Genomic DNA, 20,683 nt, shown 5'->3' with positions numbered 1-20,683 from the left:
ATCATATCACAAACTTGTTAATTTAAGCCCATGTAACCTATGAGTTAATAACTCAAAAAATAATAGACCTAAGGAATACTCATGAACTTTCTAGCACTCCCTAAGATTGATCTGCACTGCCACCTAGACGGAAGCGTTCGTCCAGACACCATTATTGATCTGGCGAAACAGTATGGAATCGAACTTCCAGAAGACCGTGAAGCGGTAGTAAAGTCTCTAACAGTGCCTGAAGATTGCAAAAACCTTGATGAGTACCTGGCTTGCTTTAGCCTGCCACTGCAAGTAATGCAAACGGAAGAAGCGATTGAGCGTATTTCTTTTGAGCTTTACGAAGACGCAGCACTAGAGAACGTTAAATACCTAGAAGTTCGTTTTGCACCGATTCTCCACGTAAACAAGGGCTTGTCTCTTGATGCGATCATCGCAAGTGCGGTTAAAGGTATGAAGCGTGCAGAAGAGAAGTACGACATCAAGGGCAACTACATCATGTCCGTACTGCGTATGTTCCCTAAAGACTCAATCAAAGATGTAATCGACGCAGGTAAACCATATCTTGGTAAAGGCGTGGTTGCGTTTGATATTGCGGGCGGTGAAAAGCCGGGCTTCTGCGCTGAATTCCCTGAATACACGCAATACGCTATTGAACAAGGCTACCGTGTGACGGTTCACGCTGGTGAGCAATGGCATGGTCAAAACGTTTACGATGCAGTGACTATGCTAGACGCAGAGCGTATCGGCCACGGTGTTCACATCCAAGGTAACGAAGACGCATACAACATCGTTAAAGAGAAGCAGGTTGCGCTTGAAACTTGCCCAACAAGTAACGTGCAAACTAAATGTATTCACAAATTCAGCGACCACCCAATTGCTGAATTCAAGAAAGACGGTATCGTTGTGACGATCAACACAGACAACCGCACTGTGTCGAACACAACCATGACTAACGAAGTGAAGCGTGTATGTGAAACGTTCGGTCTAACCCAAGAAGACTACGCAGAGATCTACAAGTACTCTGTAGAGAGCGCTTTTGCTTCAGACGAAGTGAAACAGCACCTAATGGGTTTCGTTGAACAGATCTAATTAACTTGTATTCCTGCTCTCATTTAGCGATGAAAACCGGAAGAGAAAGGCTGAGGCTTTTCTCTTTTTTTATGTCTAAAAATCGCTAATCTTGCAGTATTAATCATTGAAACCGAGACTCTCGGAAAGTGGGCAAGTATGAGTAAAACTAACACTCAAACTGAATTAGAAAAGATGCTATCTGGACAAGTGTATGATGGCGCCGACCAAAAAATTGACATCATACGTACCAATGCAAAAAAATCGTTAATGGCCTTCAACAACCACCAAGACCCAGACCAACAACACGCATTGCAAGAGCAACTGTTCGGGAAGGTCGGCAGTAACAGCTTAATCCAACCTCCATTTCACTGTGAGTTTGGTAAAACCATTGAGATCGGTAACGACACCTTCATCAACATGAACGTGGTAATGCTCGACGGTGCCAATATCAAAGTCGGCAATAATGTTTTAATTGGACCAAGCGCTCAATTCTATACTCCGTCACACTCCCTTGATTATCGTAGCCGTCGTAAATGGGAAACCTTCTGTTTACCGATAACAATCGAAGATGATGTGTGGATTGGTGGCAACTCGGTGATCAACCAAGGCGTGACGATTGGCGCTCGCTCAGTCATCGCGGCTAACTCCGTAGTCAACAGTGATGTACCGCCAGATTGCCTGTATGGAGGCACACCTGCGAAGCTGATTCGACACTTAAATACCGATAAGTAGAATAACTAACACGGTTACAAGCTCTAGAACAATGGCATCATAAAAAGCATGTCCTTGATCAAATCAATAAGTCCAGTAGATGTAAATGGTGTTTTTAAAGACATGGTGCTTTTAAAAACTAAGTCAAAAAGGCTAATAGTGGGGACTATCCAGTCTCTCTTTTTTCTATTTTAGTATCATATAAACTCGACTTTGGGTGGCTTAACTGATCAAAAAGTACATTTACACAAACAAGTAACGGTACCCCTATCAGCATCCCCATTGATCCCCACAGCCAACCCCAAAATACCAGCCATACAAACAAAACCAATGGATTGAGACTAAATCTTTTTCCCAACAAAGTAGGCGTCACTAGCTGACTCTCAATCAAGTTGATGGTTAAGAAAATCGCCGCAACGGTCAACGCGTAACTGAATGACTCAAATTGTATAAATGACACTAACGCGAAACATGTTACTGAAACCATTGGACCAAGATAAGGGATGTAATTCATCAAGCCTGCAAATGCCCCCCAAAGAAAAGGGTCTTGCAATCCCATCATATAAAAAACACAACCGACAATAAGTCCCAGGCAAACATTAACTATGGTGATCGAGCCTATATAACGAGACAAATCCTTTTGCAGGACTTTAACCAACTCAACAGCCTTACGCTTGTCTGAAAATCGTTCAAACAAAGATAAGCTTTTGGCATAAATTCTTCGGCCATAATTCATCATGAAATATGCCATAAGAAATGCCACCATTAACTGCGTGACAATAGTAGGCGTTGTGGTGAGCACCGATTTTATAATGGAAAAAGCCGTATTGTTAGTAAGCCCATCATTAGCCACAGTACTACTCATAGAAAACCCAGTAGCGTCAGTCAGACTGCTACTTTGAGCCGCTTCACTCACTTCATTGGATACATTTTCAAGCAACATCGGCAATTTCGACCACCATTGCTGAGCGGGTTCACTTAGCATATTTAGACTAATCACAACAAAGCCTACAAGGCCAATCAATACTGCACTTACGTTAACGACACGAGGAATTCCGAAACGAATTAGATAATTGACCAATGGGCTACATAATAATGAAATAAAGGCGCCACAAATGATAGGCAGCAAAATTGGCTTGGCTATATATAATGTAAAAATAGACATCATTAAGATCGCAAAGAACATAAAACTAGCTGTCAAAAGCTTATATTTTTTTGTTGTCATTATATTCCTATATGGTAGTAAACTTGCGATTTCAGAGGTAACGAATAAAGGCTAAATCAGATATTTAACTAAAAACTTGAGCCCAACCGGGATTAAATTAATGCTTATTTTTATTTGAGTAAACCAAGTATTAATGACACGGGTTGGTAGCCAAAAATAGATGACTTAAAGTGCCTCGTTTGGCTAAGAAACGCTACCCCAAGTGTTGTTACGCCTAATGCATATAAGGGGCGATTTTCAATAAACTCTTTTCCTTTATGGCGAATGAGTCCGATACAGAGTGCCGCTTGACGAGCTCTACTTTTCCCCTCAAGCCTTTTCATCTGTATTTCTCTTTGTCGTTTTCTGAGTACTGACATGTAACCCCTCCTTCAATTGTTCTTTGGTATATTCAAAGCCGACAAACTGCTTTAGGTACTTATGACAAAACACCAAGCTTATAAGAATAAAGCTAAGCATCAACATGAACGCGCCGTAACCCACCAACAGGTTTAAAGTGAAGTAGTAGCTCACAACCCCAGCACCGACAGCGACACTAAAAAGAAAAATCGGTAACAACACAATAAAGATAAATTGGAACACAAAAAGCTTTTTACAAGCCGTAACACTATTACGTAACTCTAATAAAAACAGTTCGAAGGTCGACTTAGACCATTGCTCTGTATGTGCTTGCAGTAGGGTTAAGTCCTTCCATAGTCCATTTAATTCAGAAGCTGCACGTTTAAGATCATCCACCTCTCTATCACACGATTTACTATCGACGAAGTTAGACGAATCATTTTGACTATTTTCCTGCATAACTGTGCTCTCTCAATTGCATTGTTAATATGTGACTATTTGATTAACTTAGACACAGCCCAACCAGCAAGAAACGCACACCCCACACTTAACAGCGGACGCTCTTTAATTACATTTTCAGCCTTTTCTGTCGTATTTTTCATACTTTCAGAACTAGCCTCGAGCGTTTCATGAACCGTATCTTTGATACTTCCGATTGCTTCTACCGCAGCTTCTTCAGCCTTCTCATAAGTCTCTTCAATTTGCTGTTTAGACTCTGAACTTTTAGCATTTGACCTTGGCATAAAATCTCTCCTTATTTGACTAAAAAGACCAGCAACAATATAAATTGCTAATCGCTGTAGTAATACAAGCTAACTTCATGCCAACTTTATTAATCCCGTAATTATTAGTATTAAACGCCGAAATAGTTAAATCATGACCGTAAAGGTGTAATAATTTCATTGAAAATCACCTATTAATGTATTTTTTACAAAAAACATATAAAAACCAATCTAAATTACCAAATATGACAACTCATTATCTGGCATATAAAGTGCATTTAATAAGATACACATTTAAGTAAAATGAGGAATCATGAGCAACCAAAACATATTGTCGATCGTTAGCTTGATAAAAAGTGGGAACATTATTTATGAAAGAGCAATATCAAACATAAAAAGTGACAAGATGAAAAATAACCTTTTCGACATATACACAGTAAAAAAATGTGCAGAATTGAAGTTGAGATCTTTAACCTACTACGCAAAAAACCAGCAAGATGAGATACCAGCTAGCTACACGATAAACGCGAGAGAGCGTTGCATTGAAGCAGAAGAAAAAAACGGAACAAACAATGAAGATCTCTATTTAATGCACTTAGAAGGTGTAGAGAAGAAGATCATTTCCGACATTGAATCACTGTTAACAACAACCCCTAACTTAGAAGGGAAAAACAAGTTACAGAAGGTGAAAAATGAAATGGAAAACTGCCGAGATCAAATACACAGAATGCGTGAACACTAGCTCTTACTAGTGATAAATAAAGAGAGCAGGAAATACTACCTGCACAAAATACATCGTAGTAAGTATAAACTGTTCTAAAAGTATAAGAATGCTACTGAGATAGAAGGGGTAATAACATGTTACTTAACAAGGACAATGACTCACTTGAGGTAATTCAGTATAAAGGCATAGATAAGATCCTATGCACATTGAAAGAGCACTATTTTTCATGTGTTGATCTAGTCGAACAAAAAACCAATGGGAACATATCAAGGGCTGCTAATCGATTTATAAAAATAGAACGTTCAATGATCAAAGAAGTAAACACTAAGTTCTGCGTTGACGGAACGGATAGCGATCATTCAATCTTAAGCCAGCAGTCCACTTCCATCGTTGACTATAATGATATGTACAGAAGTAACCTAAGCTTAATTTCCTACTTAAAAAATATTATCCGGAAGTTTAACAACCAACATATGTCCTCATTTTTTTCTTATTGGGTTGCAGCATTGCAAGTTGAAAATGATGAAATGGCAAAACACCTATAATTGGCATAGTTGAAAATTAATCTAGTTAAACTTATCGGAATTACATTAAACACCACTGATGTTATCTCATAAAAAAGCGTCAAAGTGTAAAGCCTTGACGCTTTTTTATGAGATAACATCACAACTTCTTTTATGTGGTTCCTGCGATATTATCCGCACAAAAATGGAGAACTCTTACCACCTTTAGACGACAAATCCAGCGTTCTAATAAGGCTTTTGTCTATGGTTTCTCCTACTATTTAATAGTCACCATTATTCACTTCTTATGGTGCGCAAACTGTTAAGGCCTGCTTTTTAATACTGATCTCCAGTGACTCAGCCGAATACATTTCCCCATCAATGACGTAATCAATCGGGAGATCAGAATCAATTTTAACGTGCTGCGCTGACAAATAATTAAAGTAGCTTGCTTGTTCTTTCATTCCAAAACTAGAAAGCAATAGATCAGATAAAGCGATAACTCGTTCACCAAGTGAAGTAGTGTTTTCTAGATAGGTGATATGTAACTTCCCGTCATCCGGCTTGGGAGTCAGCCCACCTTGAGCAAGTACAGTACTAAAAGGGGAAGTATTCGCCACCACCAAACTTTGTAATCTCACGTCTTGTAGCGGCTTTCCATCGACCGACATTAGAAAACGCTGATTACCTTCAGCTACAACAGCATTAAAGAAGCCCATCAAGTACGCGAACTGTCCATTTTCATTTTTTTGCTGTCGATGTGCGTAGTCGATCATCTGCTCTTCAAACCCAATACCAAGAAGCAGTAATATTGGTTGCTCATTGCAGAAAGCCAAATCCATTTTCTTTGAGTTATCAGATAGAATCACTTCACACGCTTTTTCAACAGGGGATACTTTCGTCGCAAAGCCATAGAGCATATGACATAGCGCATTCGCTGTCCCTAACGGTACAATTCCTAATAACGTGTCGGTATCCATAAGTTGTCTAACCACTTCACTAACCGTTCCATCGCCTCCGGAAACGATAATATGAGAAGCATTTCGTTCTTTGGCCTGCTTAGCTAAAGTTTCTGCAGATACCCCTTGACTGGTAATAGAAATGTCTAAATTGTATTTCCTAGTAAGTCGACGTATAACCTGTTGTTCGTACGTATGCCATTTACCACCACCTGCGACAGGGTTGACAATAAGACAAGCCGTACGCTGAAGGGTAAGTAAACCTTTATCACTGATTGCATGAAGAGCCTTTAACTGGAGGTTATTTAATCGAGCCGTACTTCGAACATCGTTGATACTTTTCAAAGCCTGTTCCACTGTAAGTGAGGGGTTTTTAGCTAATAAGTATGCAGCAACTACAAAGACTGAACGGCCACGACCTAGCGCACAATGAACAACAACCGATCTCGATTGGTTGATTTGAGTATCAATCCAATTTATAGCATGCTTAAGCTTATGTAACTTAGGGGCTTTATGGTCAAGAACCGGTGTGTTTAGGTAGTTAAATTGGTCACCCGTCATTGCACTTTCTAAACCAGAAAATTCAGCCGTAACGTCAACAATACAATTGATATTTTGAGACTCTAAGAACGATAAGTCGGATGGAAATAAGCGACGTGATACATATAAGTTCTGACCAACTTGCTGTATTGGATCAACTTGATCTCTTTTGATAGCCCATAAATTGTATAATCGAACACCTAGGAAAAATGGAATAAACACCCATCGAATCCACCACACAATTTTCCCATCGCTATTTTTTCTAAATATTGACGGTATATCGAAAATATAAGCGACACTGACGATTAGCATAGATAAGCCGCACCAGGCAAAAACTCCACGAATCATTAGCTGGGGTATAAAAACAGCAGCAAAAAAGCAAGCGGTGGATATTAGTATATAATACTTAATAATAAACATAATGGCGCCTTAATTTATCTGTGCATAAATTATCTATAAAGTAATCAAAGAGGGACTCAGATATGAGTCCCTATCTCACTTAACAAATATTTTAGCGCTTAATTCCTAGTGCATCGCGAATCAAGCCATCTCTTTTTCGTATTTTCGAGCCAATGTTTCTTTTTGTTCTGCATCTAAAACTCGCCCTGCCGTTTGAAAGAAACGCTGTTCCTCTTCTTCTAAATGATGTTCGACTTTGTGTTTTAATGTCTTCATTAAAGCAAGCCAAGTGGGTGAAGACATATCCGTATCATCTAATTGAGCGAGTACTTTATCAATGCCGTGATGTTCAGCTATCCCGTGTCTTGTCATGTCAATCGATTGATCACTCTCGATCAAGGGAGCATAAAAATGACGCTCCTCTGCAATCGCATGTTTGGTTAGCTCATCTTTAAGGCTGATATAAAACTCTTGCCTAGCCTGAGTGTTACCCGATGTTTGGAGTAGCGCATCCATCAAGAGTCGCTGCTTTTCATGGCTGTCTTTGAGTACATCAAATATATTTTTCATGTCTAATTCCTACTTCAATTAATTGTTTTTTATGAGGATTGGAGTATCTCATTGCACTCTAGATGACAGTTTTAGCAATCTTCGTCTTCCGCACCTAGGTGCTCTTTAACATTTTCACAGCTATCTTCTATTGTATTTTGAGTCTCTTCTACTGCCTCATCTACGTTTTCTCCCGCTTGTTCCATTGGACCATCGTCACTACATGCAGCAAGAGCAAGAGTAATACCCATAACAGTAAGAACACGGTAAGCAATTGATCTGATCTTCATATAAACTCCTAGTGTGTATTTTTTATTAATTAGAATCATTACCATTGAAACCAGTAATGAAAGTTAAAAATGTTAAGGAACAACGAATCGTAATAGTTGCTCTATTTTTAGATAAAGTGATTAAAAATAGATAAAATTAAATAATATCTAATTTATCAATCACTTCCTCTACATTCGGTGTATTGTTCGCTATAGATAATGCAACATCGTGTTCCCCGCCAGATTCTACAGAACCTTTCAATATGACAACGCTGTTTTCAGTTTCTACTTTAATATCGGTACCACTAACATTGGTATTCATTAACAAACGAGTTATAACAAGCGTCTTTATATGAGAGTCTGTTAAGGCTTGTACGGCTTCTTGCGTTTTTTCATCATCTTCTTCTATAACCGTAAGGTTATTTTTCACAGCCTTAACATCCTTTAAACTTAACACTAGTTCTTCAGCAAGTATCTTTTCATTTTTATTTCTAACCGAACCAGTTAAAGTAACAACTTGACCTATAACATAAGTATTAATATCAAATGAATTCAAATTAGAGTTCAATAATAAGGTCGTCTCTGCTTTTCCATCAACCCACGCGTCGAGAGTTTCTTTCTTCCACATGCTATCAGCAACCGCTGCAGAAGAAGAAGTAGCAATCAAAGTAGCTAATAATATTTTACTTATAGTAATTTTCATTAATTATCTCCTTTAGTTCACTTACACCTATAACATAAGCAATCAGCATGCCAGATATATAACCCATTGATATCAAATGATTTAACACCTTTTCTTCTGGGTTTCCCACTACTAAAATAAAAGTCGTATGTATTAATTACATGAGAGAGTTGTAAAAATTATCACCAAAATCAGACCAATATTAATTAATATCACCCCTTACTCTGGTTAATAACATTATTAGTATTTCACTTATTTGGCGGCGTATAGTAAATGATAGATTCGTCTTTGAAGGGTATCGTGGTATTATCGATATCACTTCTTGTCGTATAAAAAGAGAGTTAAATCATGTCATTACCGACACTGTTCTTAGAGCTAAGAGACGAACAATTACTGTCTCAAGTAAACTCTCTGAATGAATCGTCAAACTTTGAAATCATACAGAGCACAACGGATGTCCATTGGATTGATAAGTTACAACAACTCCAGCCAAATACTGCTATTGTGGAAGTATCTCGGTTCACTAACGATGATTTTAAAACTCTATCTAATGCGAAAAGTTTGGACGAAACTGACCTAATCATTATTAGCTCCGGTTCGCCAAATAAAAACTTAGAAAAAATGATGAGCCATGGTGCGATTTTCCACTATAGAAAGCCCATTGATATACAGATTTTAGAAGATACCCTAGCTGATTTTAGTCAGTACTTCCTGCAAAAACAGGAAGAAGGGCGTACAGTTTCCACAAGCGACTTAGATCAATTTGGGATGTTAATTGGTTCTTCTAAGCCGATGCATAAGCTGTATCGAACGTTAAGAAGAGTCGCTAAAACGGACGCCAATGTACTAATAGTCGGAGAAAGTGGTGCAGGTAAAGAGCTTGTAGCACAAACAGTCCATCTCGCTAGCGATCGCAAGAACCAACCTTTTATCGCGATTAACTGCGGTGCAATCAGCCCAGAATTAGTAGATAGTGAACTATTTGGTCATGAAAAAGGAGCCTTCACAGGCGCAAATCGAACGCACCAAGGTGTATTTAGACAAGCAGAAGGTGGCACACTATTTCTCGATGAAATCACTGAGATGCCACTTGAACATCAAGTTAAATTATTGCGAGTATTAGAGACTGGAGAGTATCGCCCAGTAGGAAGTAACACATTTAGCATCGCTAATACTCGGGTTATTGCTGCTACAAACCGAGATCCACAAGTTGCGATTGAAGAGCAGTTTTTGAGAGAAGACTTATACTTTAGGTTAGCTCACTTTCCTATACATATTCCCCCTTTGCGTGAACGAGGCGACGATATCGTCGGTTTGGCTAAACATTTCATTGCTCATCGCAACGCAAATGAAGCTACAGCAAAAACTATTTTTACCTCAGCGCTTCAAAAGATCTCTGCCCATGCGTGGCCAGGGAATGTAAGGGAATTAAAACATTGTATTGAACGAGCATTTATATTAGCTGACGATACTATTAAAGATGAGCACTTAATTTTTGACACTCCACCTTTGGAAACCGGAACAACGGTTGAAGAGATGGTCCCAGCTGGTGTTTCTCTCGAAAAAATAGAGAAAGCCGCAATAATCAATACACTCGAAGAGAACGAAGGCAACAAAAAAGAAACAGCTCAAGATTTAGGGATAAGTATTAAAACGCTTTATAACAAGCTTGATAAGTATCAGGAGTAGTTCTGTTGATACCTTTATGGAGAACGATAAAGAGCCCCAAAATAAACTAAAGATTATTTTAGGACTCTAATCACTTTTCTTCTGTATTCTATAAAAATATAGTCATTCTACAAAAATATAGTAGTGGAGATGCCTCATCCCCACTACTATATTTTAAGCAGCACTCACCGATTTTTTAGCTTTTTTATTTTGATCAAAAAACTCTTTATGTAGTGCACAAATCGCTTGTTGATACTTGTCATCATTCACAACAAATTGCACATTGACATTTCTCATCGACGAGTGTAATGCAATAGGAGTTACGCTATTATTCATCAATGACAGTACGCCATTAGCAAGTGTTTTGTTGGTATCAATCTGAGAACCAATCGCTGAAATTATGGCTACCATACGGCCAGCAATTGATGCCTTTGGATACCGCTTCTCAGCTTTATAAAGCACCTGATTTAAGCTTTCAGGGTTACCACCAAGATAATAAGTAATAGAGTTGGCATTCATCTCCTTGCCTATCAGGCTAACTCTTGCATCCGCAATAATTTCCATTAACTCATAACTCACATTATCTATCTTACCAACCATTCCTTGGTCAAAGATGTGCAACGCGTAGACTTTCTGTTTTCCAGCAATGATCTCCACATGATCCGTATCTGGTCGATAATTCGAAGAGATCAGTGTACCTTCATGCTCAGGTTCAAAAGTGTTCTTAATTTGCAGCTCAATCCCGCATTCACGTAAACCTGCAGCCGCATTTGAGTGGATAGCTTCCATACCAAGATTGGCTAATTGGTCAGCAACATCATAGTTAGTTAATCCAATGGGATTCACTGAGCCAACACCGACGACTCTAGGGTCTGCCGAGCTGAAATGATACTCTTTATGGATAACCGCAAGCGATGCTTGAGTTATTGTTGCTATGCGACTGAATGTCATCTCGCTGTAGCCACGGTCATAGGTATGCATTAACCCTTCTTTGCAATAGGCATAACCGGTAACAATAGGTAATTCTTTAGTCACGTCTATTTTAGAGAAAGCCTCTTTAATTGTCTCATCCAAACTTAGAGGTTGTTGGTTATCCCAACCAGACAAATCGACAAAAGTTGAATTTATACCGATATTTTTCAGTTTAAGAGCCGTATTATATGCACTATGTGATTCGCCAATAGAAGCAAGAAACTCTCGAATTTGCGGCAAGTAATGTCGTAGTGAAAACTGCCCGTATTGACATGTTTCAAGAATATTCGCGATACAGTTTTTTGCTTCTGAAATGCGAGACCGGATAAACTTATCCGCTCTAATACGATTCATTGGATCAGCGAAGATATGTTCATTAGTCAACAACATACGGCTTTCAATATAAGACAGAGAGTCTTTCCATGAGTCGTCACGTTTAGCAATTAGTTGATAAACGCCTGGTTTACCAGTTTTTTTACATTCCAGTAATGCATCTGTCATACCGCCATACGCAGATACAACAAAGATTCGGTTATATGGGTTTTTGGGGCGGAGAATAATATTGTCGAGCACAGCATCAAATGCTGTCATTGATGTACCGCCGATTTTTTCTACGGTAAATGTCATAAAAGACCTTAATAATTAAGAAATTGGAAGGCTAAGTAAATAAAGAATGGGGGGGGATGTTCCCCCCTCCCAAAAAAACGCTAGTCAACCAGTGGATAGACACCGTTTTCGTCGTGAACTTCAGCCCCAGTAATTGGCGGGTTAAACACACAAGCCATGACCATTTCTTTGTTTTTATATGCGCGTAAATAGTGCTCGTCATGCTTATCAAGGATATAAAGCGTTCCAGGTTTAATTGGATAGGTTTTACCACCAACCACTTCGATCTCCCCTTCTCCACTCATACAAAAAACTGATTCTAAATGATTTTGGTAATGGATATGTGTTTCTGTCGATTCGTAGATTGTCGTGATATGGAATGAAAAACCCATATTGTCCTCTTTCAACAGCATACGAGTACTTTCCCAGTTATCTGAGACAATACGTCTTTCGCTATTACGACATTCATCAAGTGTTCTAACAATCATTTTATTATCCTTATTACGATGCTTTTTTGAAATACTTGGTTGCTATAACTTCAACTGAGTTTTCGAAAATAGTTAGGCCTTGTATAAGCTCCGACTCCGATATAGTTAGCGGGCAAAAGAACTTCAATATTTCATCGTTTGGACCTGCTGTCTCAATTACCATGCCGTTGTCAAAACATGTTTTAGCAATATCGTCAGCAGTGTTTTCATCTTTACATTCAATACCAATCATCATTCCGCGCCCTTTACGTTGAACAAACAACTCAGGGTAGCGTTTGATATTGCGTTGGATAACCTCGTCAACCAAGCTTGAACAGTGTTGGACATGAGTTTCAAAATCCTCATTTGCCCAATAGATTTCCAGCGCTTTAGCCGCGGTGATAAAGGCATGATTATTACCTCGAAAGGTACCGTTGTGCTCTCCCGGCTCCCACTTATCTAATTCAGGTTTTAACAAAACGATGGCCATCGGTAACCCATAACCACTAATAGATTTAGACAGTGTTACAATATCAGGCTTAATACCTGAAGGCTCAAAGCTGAAAAAGGTACCCGTTCGCCCACAGCCAGCTTGTATGTCATCCACAATTAACAATATATCGTGGGCCTTACAAATTTTACTTAATCGTTGTAACCATTCATTTGAAGCGACATTAAGCCCGCCTTCACCTTGAACCGTTTCCAATAAGACAGCTGCTGGTTTATCCATACCGGCTGAATTATCGGTTAACATCGTTTCGAACAATTTTAATCCATCAATGTCAGCGTAACCTTCAAACGGCAAACGCGTAACGTTGTTGAGATCTGAACCTGCACCTTGCCTGTGATGTTGATTACCAGTCGCAGCCAGTGCACCTGCAGTACAACCATGAAAACCATTAGTAAACGCAACAATGCTGCTTCGACCTTTCACTTTTTTAGCTAACTTGATTGCAGCTTCCACTGCATTTGTTCCTGTAGGGCCGGTAAATTGAACTTTGTAATCTAATGCTCTTGGTTCCAAGATGAAGCGACTCAGTGCTTCTAGGAATTCAGCTTTGGCTTCTGAATGCATATCTAAGCCATGTGTAATTCCATCCATTTCAATGTACTCAAGCAGTGCTTGCTTAAGAATTGGGTTGTTGTGACCGTAATTTAGAGATCCTGCTCCAGCAAGAAAATCGAGGTAACGATCACCTTGTTTTGTTTCAAGCCAGCAACCTTTTGATTTGCTAAAGGTGACTGGAAAACTATTCGAGTATGAACGTACGTTAGATTCCTGCTTTTTAAAAATATCCATGATAAGGCCGTTATTTAATTCCTATTAGTTTGTGATTATTTAAGGGAATTCGATATAAATATTCAGTATCGTGCCGACCGTTGAAGTGAACATTCTCATCTAAGAATGTTGTCACCTCTCCGGAACTACCATTTTTAGCGTCTAGCTTTTTGAATAGTGCCCAAGATGCTTGGTTTGATTTGGTAATGGTGGTTTCAATAGCGTCGATACCCTCCATCCATTCTCTCTTAAGTAAAGCATCAATCATCTTGTAAGCTAATGCATTACCTCTAAACCGAGGGTCAACGGCTACTTGCCAAATAAATAGTACATTAGGCTCATTCGGCTTCTGGTAACTAGAAATAAAACCGGCAAGGTCCCCTTTGTGCTCAACCAAGATACAAGTTTTACTAAAGTGAGTAGACTGCAAAAAATTGCAATATGAAGAATTAACATCTAATGGTGGGCATTCTGAAATTAAGCGGTAGATATCGTTGCCATCAGAAACTTCGGGCTCACGAAAAATCCATTTCTCATTGCTTTTTTCTACAATCTCCGAATATAGCCCCCAAGGCGCTGATGTAATCATATCTAGTTTTTTCCTTCGAACTCTAATTAAATTCCTTTCCATTATGAGCATTTTCACAGCATAAAGATCAACAAATTAACGCTACAAAGCTAAATTATGTGATGTTAATCACATAATTTAGCGTATTGCATGAATCAAACAATACTTTGAGTTCTAATGTATTTATTGAGGTGAAGTTATCGAGATGTATTTTTCAAGGAACAAACACAAAAAAGTAGTTAGACAGAGGTTGAGGATAGGAGCTTTTTGCGCATGGCGTTAAGTAGCCGAGTCGCCCACGTTTAATGGTAGTAAGCAATTTACTGAGTCAGACCTAGAACCTAATTGATAAGTAATTTCTAGCTAAAGAGATGGCCGTCAGCGTCCAATAACTCGTTAACTGAAAGCACTCCAAACAGTGGTATCTATAAGTTAATATTGAAAATGTTAGCCAAAAAAAAACCTAGCGACGAATCGTTAGGTTTCTAGTATAAAAGCAGTAATAACGAGCTGAAAAAGAAACGTATTCAGATACATCCGTTTAAGTATTACTTACTTTAGAGGATCATTATCAGGTAGTGCTTTGTGTATCCATAACGCTAAGCGCTTTTTAATGTTTGCTCCATCAAGCTTACTTTCGGGTAGTGGCGTTATCTGATTCACTTCAACGAGGAACAAATACACCGCTTTAACCTTTATTGGTTGAGATGAATGTGGCAAATCAAAGCCCTGCAACTTTGCCATTTTGAAACCGACCTCTACTGCTTTTTTCACCAGCTTATCTTCATTAATGATCTTCGCGGTTTTCGACATATTATCTCCATCACCTTTACTGAGCGAACGATAAGTATATCAAACAGGTATCGTTCACAAGATTACCGTGCTCCCAAATCGAACACTCTTCCTGATAAAACCATAAACGAATCACCGTCTGGGAAAGGATTCTAGTTTGAATGCCATCCACAATGTTTAATGGTCCAAAAAACCACCTTTTTTTACCAAAAACTCAATAAATGAGACTTTCAGCCAAGAAACTAAAAATCGAATAAAATTTGACTTATCATTATAAAGAATACGACATATTATTATCATTTAGTCAATAATCGCTTTCTTTAAAACCAATAACCTGCTGTTATTTAATCAGTTTTATACTAAAACGACTTGGATCATACTTACCGTTTCCTGTAACGAAAATAACTTACAAAACACTCAATAATAAAATAGAATAAACCCACTAATTTTATACTGGTGTTAAAAATGCGTTACCTATGGGCTTCATTCTGTCATAAAAATCCAATTCTCGGACGAATCGTTCATATCCTTGTTATGTTGGTAGCGTTAGCTTCTATCGTTGTTCCACTGATCTCGACAGATGCAACAACAATACTAATGGCACTGGGTGTAGCCCTTGTGTGTATTGTTCTATTCGTTTTCTTTGCGCTCAGTGACAAAATGCGTTCAGGCATGCACTAAACTCCACTTTTCATAACTTGCCATCTCTTTTCGATCAGCGATATTAAACTGATCGTTTCCAGAGAAGCAAAAACGCCCAAAGGTGTTCGCTTTCGGGCGCTTTTATCTCAATAATTGTTAACTCACCAACATACTTAATATAAGTGTGAAAACTCTTCTATTCGACTCTTACCGCGCAATAATAAAAAATTCAAAAAGCGGGATGTTGAGGTCGTGATTATTTTGTCTTCTTCCACGCCGTGATTCTCAAGTAATGCTTTTACGAGATCCAAACAAGCAATTTCTTCGCAGAAATGCGCATCAGAGCCCGTAGAGAAGTAAACGCCAATTCGCTTACCAAGCTCGACAATTTTTGAGCATCGCACATCACTTCCTTTTCGGCTCTTGCCTGTCAATGACGTGTTGTTCACTTCAATCGCAACATTGTGATCCTTTGCGCACTGAAGAACTGCTTCCATATCGAACTTGTAGTTTGGGTTCCCTAAGTGCCCTAGCACATCAACTTTGCCACTCTTAATGACGTTCATTAACGCCTGTGTATGTTCTTGTTCCGTCGATGACTTGAAAACTGGCTCATGTAAGCTCGCAATCACCCAGTCTAGGTGTTGGTAAGAAGAGGGAGGAAGATCCAACTCTCCAGCAGTGTTCAATATGTTGGCTTCCACACCACGCAAGATACCTACATCGTGCAGAAAGCGGGGCAAAATCCTTTGGTTATTGAAAAACCAGTAGTGGGGGGCTCCCGGCATTTCAGGAGCATGATCCGTTGTACAGAGGAGTTTTAGCCCCTTATTTTTCGATGCCAGTGCATTTTCGATAATGGTGCTATAGGCATGGCCACTTGCCAATGTATGAGTATGGCTGTCAACAACAATCTCCATTATGACCTCCTAAATTGTTTAATTGATTTGAAACGAACCGTCTTGACTCATGAAGAGTGTTAGGTCAGCAGGAATAGAATGGTCTAACACTTTATCGACGTTTTTTGAGTCTGAATTTTTATAGAACTCGACCGCCTCTTCTAAAGTGGTACCTCCTCGCACCTTGCGGTTTACTAAGCGCTCTTCGAGGAACTTAGCGTCGGTGTCTATGAAGATGGTGAAATCAGCCAACTCATGCAATCCATTCCAAACTGGCTCATTCAGTAACAACCAGTTGCCTTCAATCACGACAATGTTCTTGTCTACCGAGATTGCGTCATCCACAGGATCATGAAGATTTCTATCGTAGTACGGCCACGTAGGATTTTTTACTTTCAGCTGTTTCAACTTATCAATCAACGAGGTTAAATTGAACGTTTCGTGAGAACCTTTAATGGTACGGAGTTTAATTTTCTCTTCATCACGAACGATGTAGTTTGAGTCCAATATCTCATTGGGGTAATGAAAACCGTCAAATGGCAATACCTGAAGTGGCTCAACGTTGGTTTGTTGATGGGACAAATGCTCCCAAAACGCGGCTAACGTCGATTTACCACTGCCAGGAGGGGCACACAAAAAGATAATCGTACGTTCTTTTTTCTGCTCAAAAAGTCGCGTAAATTTTTCAACCAGTGGTTTATGAATCTGTTCAATATCTTTATCAGGGAATGTCGCTTCGGTTTCAAAGCCACTCACATTTAAGGAAACTTTCATGTTCAACCTTATCCTAATATCTCTTTCTCAATACTTTCCAACAAGTTCTCGCAACAGAGTTTCAGCACTGTTTTAATCAGCGATTCGTAACGTGTTTGAGTGAATGAATCGAATGACGAGAATTTTAATTGGTTAATTGAATCTAAGTAGAAGCTATCTTTGCCTTTCGAGAGGTTTGATTGATTACTGAGGAAGTCGTAAACCATGTCATCGCCAAATGTCAGCACTTGCGATTGCTTACTAGTGTATTCATACATTTGGTCGAATAAGCCAATATCTGCGTAGGTTTCCAAAGAGATCTTACCCATTGCAAACATCAATTTAGAGGCGACGTCGGTTGTCACAAGAGGCCCATTTTCTTTTAAAAGAGGTACGACGGCGTACTCCATCACCAAAGCATCTTGAACAAACACGTTCGGTAATAGCTTTTTCAGTTTTTGGTTTATTAACTTATTAGACGCTTCGATCAAACTCGTCGCGGAATCACACTGTTCCAATGCATCCAATAATTCATCTTGCAACAAAATATCAATTACCTCATGAAGCTGTGGTGGCTGGCTCGCCACCACAATAATGAACCATATTAAACGGTTAAGCTCACATCATAAAATTCAAGTAGCGCTTTTTCTGCCAATTCATTCCAAACGTAGTTATTGGCTCTCAAGATTTCATCAAGCTCTAGGAAGAATGGAGACTGCTCTGCCAGTGTATGGAATTGGTCAATCGCAGTCAGCGGTAAGTCGATATGTGGGTAAATCAATTTCTTGCCACCCGGAATATCTAACTGATTGAGAATCGTATGCGGTGCCGCTTCTAGACCACCAACGTGTGTCAGCATAAATGAAGGGTTGATTTTATTCGCTTCTGAAAGCTCAATAGACTCGACCATATCACCCGTAGAGCCACCAGAAGTACCAACAATGTGAGTCGCTTCGTAGTGAACGTTATAGAAGTTAAATGGTACTTTGAACTGCTTGTCCGTTGGACCAGCAAAGAAATTTAAGCAACCATCATTGCCTAGCAACTCATCCGCTTGCTCAAGCACTTGTGCAACTGCGGCATACACCATGACATCATCATACCCCTTACCATAATTCAACTGCTTAAGGTGTGATACAGGATCTTCTAACTTAGCGGTATTCACATAAAAAAGTTCGATACCGTTCTCTGCTGCTTTTGATACTGGAATTAGGCTTTCTGCTCGCTCTAGGCGCGCTTCATCAATATCGGTGACAACGATTCGACTTGGTTTGACTGGACCATTAATCGCGTAGTCGATGGCACCAATACCCATCGGGCCTGCACACGCTAACAATGCAAGAGAGCCACCCTCTTTAATGCCCATTTGATGTTCATATACGTAAGGCGTTGTATGGTAGCTTGCATGGAACGCACCAATGATGCATGACATAGGTTCAGCTAAAGAGGCATTAGCGTAGTACGAACTCTTGTAAGGCAATACACAGTCCAAGTCGATTGCTACTTTAGGGATAATTGAGTACGTCGCATTGCCACCGAACGTTTCATAGCTATAACCTGCCGAGTAGCCTGTTGGCAGACCCATTGCTGGCTGCAGTACAAAAGGTTCACCTGCCGTAAAACGATCTTTCAGGTTTGCACCCACTTCCACAATCACACCTGCGTATTCGTGGCCTGTCATTACGGGAACTTCAGCAATATTTTCCGGTACACGTTTATGGTTGCTGCCTAACAGTGCTGCTTTGTAAGTAGAAAGACAGATGCTGTTTGAGATATTTTTAACTAATAGTTCATCATCAGAAATTTTTGGAAGATCGAACGTTCTAAGTTGAACGTCTTTTTCACCACGGATAACAGCAGCAGTTGTTTGAGTCATGATTTTCTCTCCGAAAGTGGGACCACTGAGTGGCCCCAAAATTTAATTTAAGCTTGTTGACCAATGGTGTTCATTAGGTTGTCTAATGCAGGGTCATGTAAGAAGTTCTTGATAGTGACCACTGGTAAGCCCGTAGCCTTAATTGCTCTATTCTCTAAGCTCTCGTGAGTCACCACCACATCGGCATCAGTTGGAACTTTTTCGATGGCAAAGTTTTTAACTTGAACATCGTAGCCAGCCTTTTCTAGTTTGCGTTTGAAAGTCGATGCTCCCATGGCGCTTGAGCCCATTCCCGCATCACATGCAAAGGCAATAAATTTGATGTTCTTTACTTCTTTTGGCTGTTCTGTTGAAGCCTGAGCTGATGCTTTTGCTACCACACCTTCTGCTTTCATATCTTTCATGTCGGTTATCGACTGTTCAAACTCATCTTCTGATTGTTCTTTCTTATTCACTTTCAGGATTGCACTTGCGACAAGGAAAGACACAACCGTTGCTGAAGCCACACCTGCGATGGTTGCGAAGAAGCTTCCTTTTGGTGTGAGTGCTAAGTAAGAGAAAATCGAGCCAGGACTAGGGCCAGCAACCAGACCACCATCAAGTAGGTTGAACGTGGCAATACCTGTCGCCGCACCAGCAATCATCGCAACAATCATGATTGGCTTCATTAGCACGTATGGGAAGTACAGCTCATGGATACCACCGAAGAAGTGAATGATGATTGCACTTGGTGCTGATTTCTTACTTAGACCTTGACCAAATTTCGCGTAAGCCAAAAGCATACCTAGGCCAGGACCTGGGTTTGACGCCACCATAAAGAAGATCGATTTGCCCGTTTCCGCCGCCGCTTGTAGACCTAGTGGGTAGTAGATACCTTGGTCGATAGCGTTGTTTAGGAACAAGACTTTTGCTGGTTCATTAATAATGGCAAGTAACGGTAGAAAACCAGTTGCTACAAGCGCTTCGATACCCGATTTAACGAATAGGTTCGCAGCAGTCACAGCAGGGCCAACAATCGCGTAAGCAAATAAACACATCAACATGCCGAAGATGCCTAGCGAGAAGTTGTTTACCACCATCTCAAAACCTGAAGGGATCTTGTCTTGTAAGCGTTTATCGATTTGAACGATCACCCAGCCACTCAATGGGCCCATGATCATTGCGCCAACAAACATTGGAATCTCAGCGCCAGCGATAACACCCATGGTACCTATCGCACCAGCAACTGCACCACGCTTATCCCCGACAATTTGTCCACCGGTATAACCAATAAGCAGAGGAAGTAAATAAGTGATCATCGGACCCACTAATTCACCAAAATATTCGTTAGACATCCAACCTGTTGGAATAAATAATGCTGTAATAAAGCCCCATGCGATGAAGGCTCCAATATTTGGCAATACCATCGCGGTCAGATGACCACCAAAAGATTGCACTTTTGCTCTTATATTTGTAGACACGGTATATTCCTTATTTT

General features: G+C 39.7%; 23 protein-coding genes. 6 read left to right on the top strand and 17 right to left on the bottom strand.

Annotation, left to right across the window (positions count from 1 at the left end):
* Nucleotides 1-81 precede the first annotated feature (81 nt).
* On the top strand, nt 82-1,080 hold the full coding sequence (gene add / locus ACED48_RS01025; protein ID WP_017057784.1) for an adenosine deaminase: 999 nt from the start codon (nt 82-84) through the stop codon (nt 1,078-1,080).
* Between the two features lie 138 nt (nt 1,081-1,218).
* Nucleotides 1,219-1,794: a sugar O-acetyltransferase gene (locus ACED48_RS01020; RefSeq protein ID WP_017057783.1), complete on the top strand. Its 576-nt coding sequence runs from the start codon at nt 1,219-1,221 to the stop codon at nt 1,792-1,794.
* Nucleotides 1,795-1,939: 145 nt separating this feature from the next.
* Here the strand turns inward: ACED48_RS01020 and ACED48_RS01015 are convergent, their stop codons facing one another.
* From ACED48_RS01015 to ACED48_RS01005, 3 genes are all read right to left on the bottom strand, one after another.
* Nucleotides 1,940-2,998, bottom strand: coding sequence for an AI-2E family transporter (locus ACED48_RS01015; RefSeq protein ID WP_017057782.1), 1,059 nt, complete (start codon nt 2,996-2,998; stop codon nt 1,940-1,942).
* Nucleotides 2,999-3,307: 309 nt separating this feature from the next.
* Nucleotides 3,308-3,796 (bottom strand): hypothetical protein, encoded by a 489-nt coding sequence (locus tag ACED48_RS01010; RefSeq protein WP_017057780.1) that lies wholly within the window; start codon nt 3,794-3,796, stop codon nt 3,308-3,310.
* 35 nt (nt 3,797-3,831) lie between these two features.
* A complete protein-coding gene (locus tag ACED48_RS01005) occupies nt 3,832-4,080 on the bottom strand; it encodes a hypothetical protein (RefSeq protein ID WP_017057779.1) in 249 nt (82 codons plus the stop codon).
* A 292-nt stretch (nt 4,081-4,372) separates the two neighbouring features.
* Between ACED48_RS01005 and ACED48_RS01000 the strand changes: the two genes are divergently transcribed.
* Entirely contained in the window at nt 4,373-4,801 is a 429-nt protein-coding gene (locus ACED48_RS01000) for a DUF2383 domain-containing protein (protein ID WP_017057778.1), read from the top strand.
* A gap of 116 nt (nt 4,802-4,917) precedes the next feature.
* Nucleotides 4,918-5,328: a hypothetical protein gene (locus ACED48_RS00995; protein ID WP_017057777.1), complete on the top strand. Its 411-nt coding sequence runs from the start codon at nt 4,918-4,920 to the stop codon at nt 5,326-5,328.
* Between the two features lie 263 nt (nt 5,329-5,591).
* Here ACED48_RS00995 and ACED48_RS00990 read toward each other — a convergent pair whose 3' ends face one another.
* The 4 genes from ACED48_RS00990 to ACED48_RS00975 all read right to left on the bottom strand — a co-directional run bounded on the left by ACED48_RS00990 (nt 5,592) and on the right by ACED48_RS00975 (nt 8,705).
* Nucleotides 5,592-7,205, bottom strand: coding sequence for a diacylglycerol kinase family protein (locus tag ACED48_RS00990; protein WP_029627178.1), 1,614 nt, complete (start codon nt 7,203-7,205; stop codon nt 5,592-5,594).
* 120 nt (nt 7,206-7,325) lie between these two features.
* A complete protein-coding gene (locus ACED48_RS00985; RefSeq protein WP_017057775.1) occupies nt 7,326-7,754 on the bottom strand; it encodes a hemerythrin domain-containing protein in 429 nt (142 codons plus the stop codon).
* A gap of 71 nt (nt 7,755-7,825) precedes the next feature.
* Nucleotides 7,826-8,023 (bottom strand): hypothetical protein, encoded by a 198-nt coding sequence (locus ACED48_RS00980; protein ID WP_017057774.1) that lies wholly within the window; start codon nt 8,021-8,023, stop codon nt 7,826-7,828.
* A gap of 136 nt (nt 8,024-8,159) precedes the next feature.
* Nucleotides 8,160-8,705, bottom strand: a complete 546-nt coding sequence (locus ACED48_RS00975; protein ID WP_017057773.1) for a BON domain-containing protein — start codon at nt 8,703-8,705, stop codon at nt 8,160-8,162.
* A 327-nt stretch (nt 8,706-9,032) separates the two neighbouring features.
* Between ACED48_RS00975 and ACED48_RS00970 the strand changes: the two genes are divergently transcribed.
* A complete protein-coding gene (locus ACED48_RS00970) occupies nt 9,033-10,373 on the top strand; it encodes a sigma-54-dependent Fis family transcriptional regulator (RefSeq protein ID WP_017057772.1) in 1,341 nt (446 codons plus the stop codon).
* A 153-nt stretch (nt 10,374-10,526) separates the two neighbouring features.
* Here ACED48_RS00970 and ACED48_RS00965 read toward each other — a convergent pair whose 3' ends face one another.
* The 5 genes from ACED48_RS00965 to ACED48_RS00945 form a co-directional block, all read right to left on the bottom strand.
* On the bottom strand, nt 10,527-11,951 hold the full coding sequence (locus tag ACED48_RS00965; RefSeq protein ID WP_017057771.1) for an aspartate kinase: 1,425 nt from the start codon (nt 11,949-11,951) through the stop codon (nt 10,527-10,529).
* Nucleotides 11,952-12,031: 80 nt separating this feature from the next.
* On the bottom strand, nt 12,032-12,418 hold the full coding sequence (locus ACED48_RS00960; protein ID WP_017057770.1) for an ectoine synthase: 387 nt from the start codon (nt 12,416-12,418) through the stop codon (nt 12,032-12,034).
* Between the two features lie 13 nt (nt 12,419-12,431).
* On the bottom strand, nt 12,432-13,697 hold the full coding sequence (ectB, locus tag ACED48_RS00955; RefSeq protein WP_017057769.1) for a diaminobutyrate--2-oxoglutarate transaminase: 1,266 nt from the start codon (nt 13,695-13,697) through the stop codon (nt 12,432-12,434).
* Nucleotides 13,698-13,707: 10 nt separating this feature from the next.
* Nucleotides 13,708-14,265, bottom strand: a complete 558-nt coding sequence (gene ectA, locus ACED48_RS00950; protein ID WP_017057768.1) for a diaminobutyrate acetyltransferase — start codon at nt 14,263-14,265, stop codon at nt 13,708-13,710.
* A 531-nt stretch (nt 14,266-14,796) separates the two neighbouring features.
* The gene (locus tag ACED48_RS00945; RefSeq protein WP_010431978.1) at nt 14,797-15,057 is read right to left on the bottom strand and encodes a DUF5062 family protein; all 261 of its coding nucleotides are present in this window, start codon (nt 15,055-15,057) and stop codon (nt 14,797-14,799) included.
* A gap of 444 nt (nt 15,058-15,501) precedes the next feature.
* Here ACED48_RS00945 and ACED48_RS00940 point away from each other — a divergent pair, with 444 nt between their 5' ends.
* Nucleotides 15,502-15,717, top strand: coding sequence for a hypothetical protein (locus ACED48_RS00940; protein WP_017057767.1), 216 nt, complete (start codon nt 15,502-15,504; stop codon nt 15,715-15,717).
* Nucleotides 15,718-15,851: 134 nt separating this feature from the next.
* Here ACED48_RS00940 and ACED48_RS00935 read toward each other — a convergent pair whose 3' ends face one another.
* Genes ACED48_RS00935 through ACED48_RS00915 form a run of 5 tightly spaced genes read right to left on the bottom strand, consistent with a single transcriptional unit; the run spans nt 15,852 to nt 20,666 of the window.
* On the bottom strand, nt 15,852-16,598 hold the full coding sequence (locus tag ACED48_RS00935; RefSeq protein WP_017057766.1) for a phosphatase: 747 nt from the start codon (nt 16,596-16,598) through the stop codon (nt 15,852-15,854).
* A gap of 18 nt (nt 16,599-16,616) precedes the next feature.
* Nucleotides 16,617-17,351, bottom strand: a complete 735-nt coding sequence (locus tag ACED48_RS00930) for a nucleoside/nucleotide kinase family protein (RefSeq protein WP_017057765.1) — start codon at nt 17,349-17,351, stop codon at nt 16,617-16,619.
* An 8-nt stretch (nt 17,352-17,359) separates the two neighbouring features.
* Nucleotides 17,360-17,878 carry an MltR family transcriptional regulator gene (locus ACED48_RS00925; RefSeq protein WP_167514246.1) on the bottom strand — a complete coding sequence of 173 codons (519 nt, stop codon included), beginning with the start codon at nt 17,876-17,878 and terminating at the stop codon, nt 17,360-17,362.
* A gap of 56 nt (nt 17,879-17,934) precedes the next feature.
* Nucleotides 17,935-19,206 carry a zinc-binding dehydrogenase gene (locus tag ACED48_RS00920; RefSeq protein WP_017057763.1) on the bottom strand — a complete coding sequence of 424 codons (1,272 nt, stop codon included), beginning with the start codon at nt 19,204-19,206 and terminating at the stop codon, nt 17,935-17,937.
* A gap of 47 nt (nt 19,207-19,253) precedes the next feature.
* Complete coding sequence (locus ACED48_RS00915) at nt 19,254-20,666, bottom strand: PTS mannitol transporter subunit IICB (protein WP_017057762.1); 1,413 nt, start codon at nt 20,664-20,666, stop codon at nt 19,254-19,256.
* Nucleotides 20,667-20,683 lie beyond the last annotated feature (17 nt).

Source organism: Vibrio sp. 5S239 (assembly GCF_041439575.1).
Taxonomy (GTDB): Bacteria; Pseudomonadota; Gammaproteobacteria; order Enterobacterales; family Vibrionaceae; genus Vibrio; species Vibrio kanaloae.
The sequence above is the reverse complement of the archived record's forward strand: the minus strand, read 5'-3'. Positions and strand labels throughout refer to the sequence as shown.

Bases quoted from the DNA above. Each gene is read 5' to 3' on its own strand.
- add (WP_017057784.1), top strand. From the start codon at position 82: ATGAACTTTCTAGCACTCCCTAAGATTGATCTGCACTGCCACCTAGAC.
- ACED48_RS01020 (WP_017057783.1), top strand. From the start codon at position 1,219: ATGAGTAAAACTAACACTCAAACTGAATTAGAAAAGATGCTATCTGGA.
- ACED48_RS01015 (WP_017057782.1), bottom strand. From the start codon at position 2,998: ATGACAACAAAAAAATATAAGCTTTTGACAGCTAGTTTTATGTTCTTT.
- ACED48_RS01010 (WP_017057780.1), bottom strand. From the start codon at position 3,796: ATGCAGGAAAATAGTCAAAATGATTCGTCTAACTTCGTCGATAGTAAA.
- ACED48_RS01005 (WP_017057779.1), bottom strand. From the start codon at position 4,080: ATGCCAAGGTCAAATGCTAAAAGTTCAGAGTCTAAACAGCAAATTGAA.
- ACED48_RS01000 (WP_017057778.1), top strand. From the start codon at position 4,373: ATGAGCAACCAAAACATATTGTCGATCGTTAGCTTGATAAAAAGTGGG.
- ACED48_RS00995 (WP_017057777.1), top strand. From the start codon at position 4,918: ATGTTACTTAACAAGGACAATGACTCACTTGAGGTAATTCAGTATAAA.
- ACED48_RS00990 (WP_029627178.1), bottom strand. From the start codon at position 7,205: ATGTTTATTATTAAGTATTATATACTAATATCCACCGCTTGCTTTTTT.
- ACED48_RS00985 (WP_017057775.1), bottom strand. From the start codon at position 7,754: ATGAAAAATATATTTGATGTACTCAAAGACAGCCATGAAAAGCAGCGA.
- ACED48_RS00980 (WP_017057774.1), bottom strand. From the start codon at position 8,023: ATGAAGATCAGATCAATTGCTTACCGTGTTCTTACTGTTATGGGTATT.
- ACED48_RS00975 (WP_017057773.1), bottom strand. From the start codon at position 8,705: ATGAAAATTACTATAAGTAAAATATTATTAGCTACTTTGATTGCTACT.
- ACED48_RS00970 (WP_017057772.1), top strand. From the start codon at position 9,033: ATGTCATTACCGACACTGTTCTTAGAGCTAAGAGACGAACAATTACTG.
- ACED48_RS00965 (WP_017057771.1), bottom strand. From the start codon at position 11,951: ATGACATTTACCGTAGAAAAAATCGGCGGTACATCAATGACAGCATTT.
- ACED48_RS00960 (WP_017057770.1), bottom strand. From the start codon at position 12,418: ATGATTGTTAGAACACTTGATGAATGTCGTAATAGCGAAAGACGTATT.
- ectB (WP_017057769.1), bottom strand. From the start codon at position 13,697: ATGGATATTTTTAAAAAGCAGGAATCTAACGTACGTTCATACTCGAAT.
- ectA (WP_017057768.1), bottom strand. From the start codon at position 14,265: ATGATTACATCAGCGCCTTGGGGGCTATATTCGGAGATTGTAGAAAAA.
- ACED48_RS00945 (WP_010431978.1), bottom strand. From the start codon at position 15,057: ATGTCGAAAACCGCGAAGATCATTAATGAAGATAAGCTGGTGAAAAAA.
- ACED48_RS00940 (WP_017057767.1), top strand. From the start codon at position 15,502: ATGCGTTACCTATGGGCTTCATTCTGTCATAAAAATCCAATTCTCGGA.
- ACED48_RS00935 (WP_017057766.1), bottom strand. From the start codon at position 16,598: ATGGAGATTGTTGTTGACAGCCATACTCATACATTGGCAAGTGGCCAT.
- ACED48_RS00930 (WP_017057765.1), bottom strand. From the start codon at position 17,351: ATGAAAGTTTCCTTAAATGTGAGTGGCTTTGAAACCGAAGCGACATTC.
- ACED48_RS00920 (WP_017057763.1), bottom strand. From the start codon at position 19,206: ATGACTCAAACAACTGCTGCTGTTATCCGTGGTGAAAAAGACGTTCAA.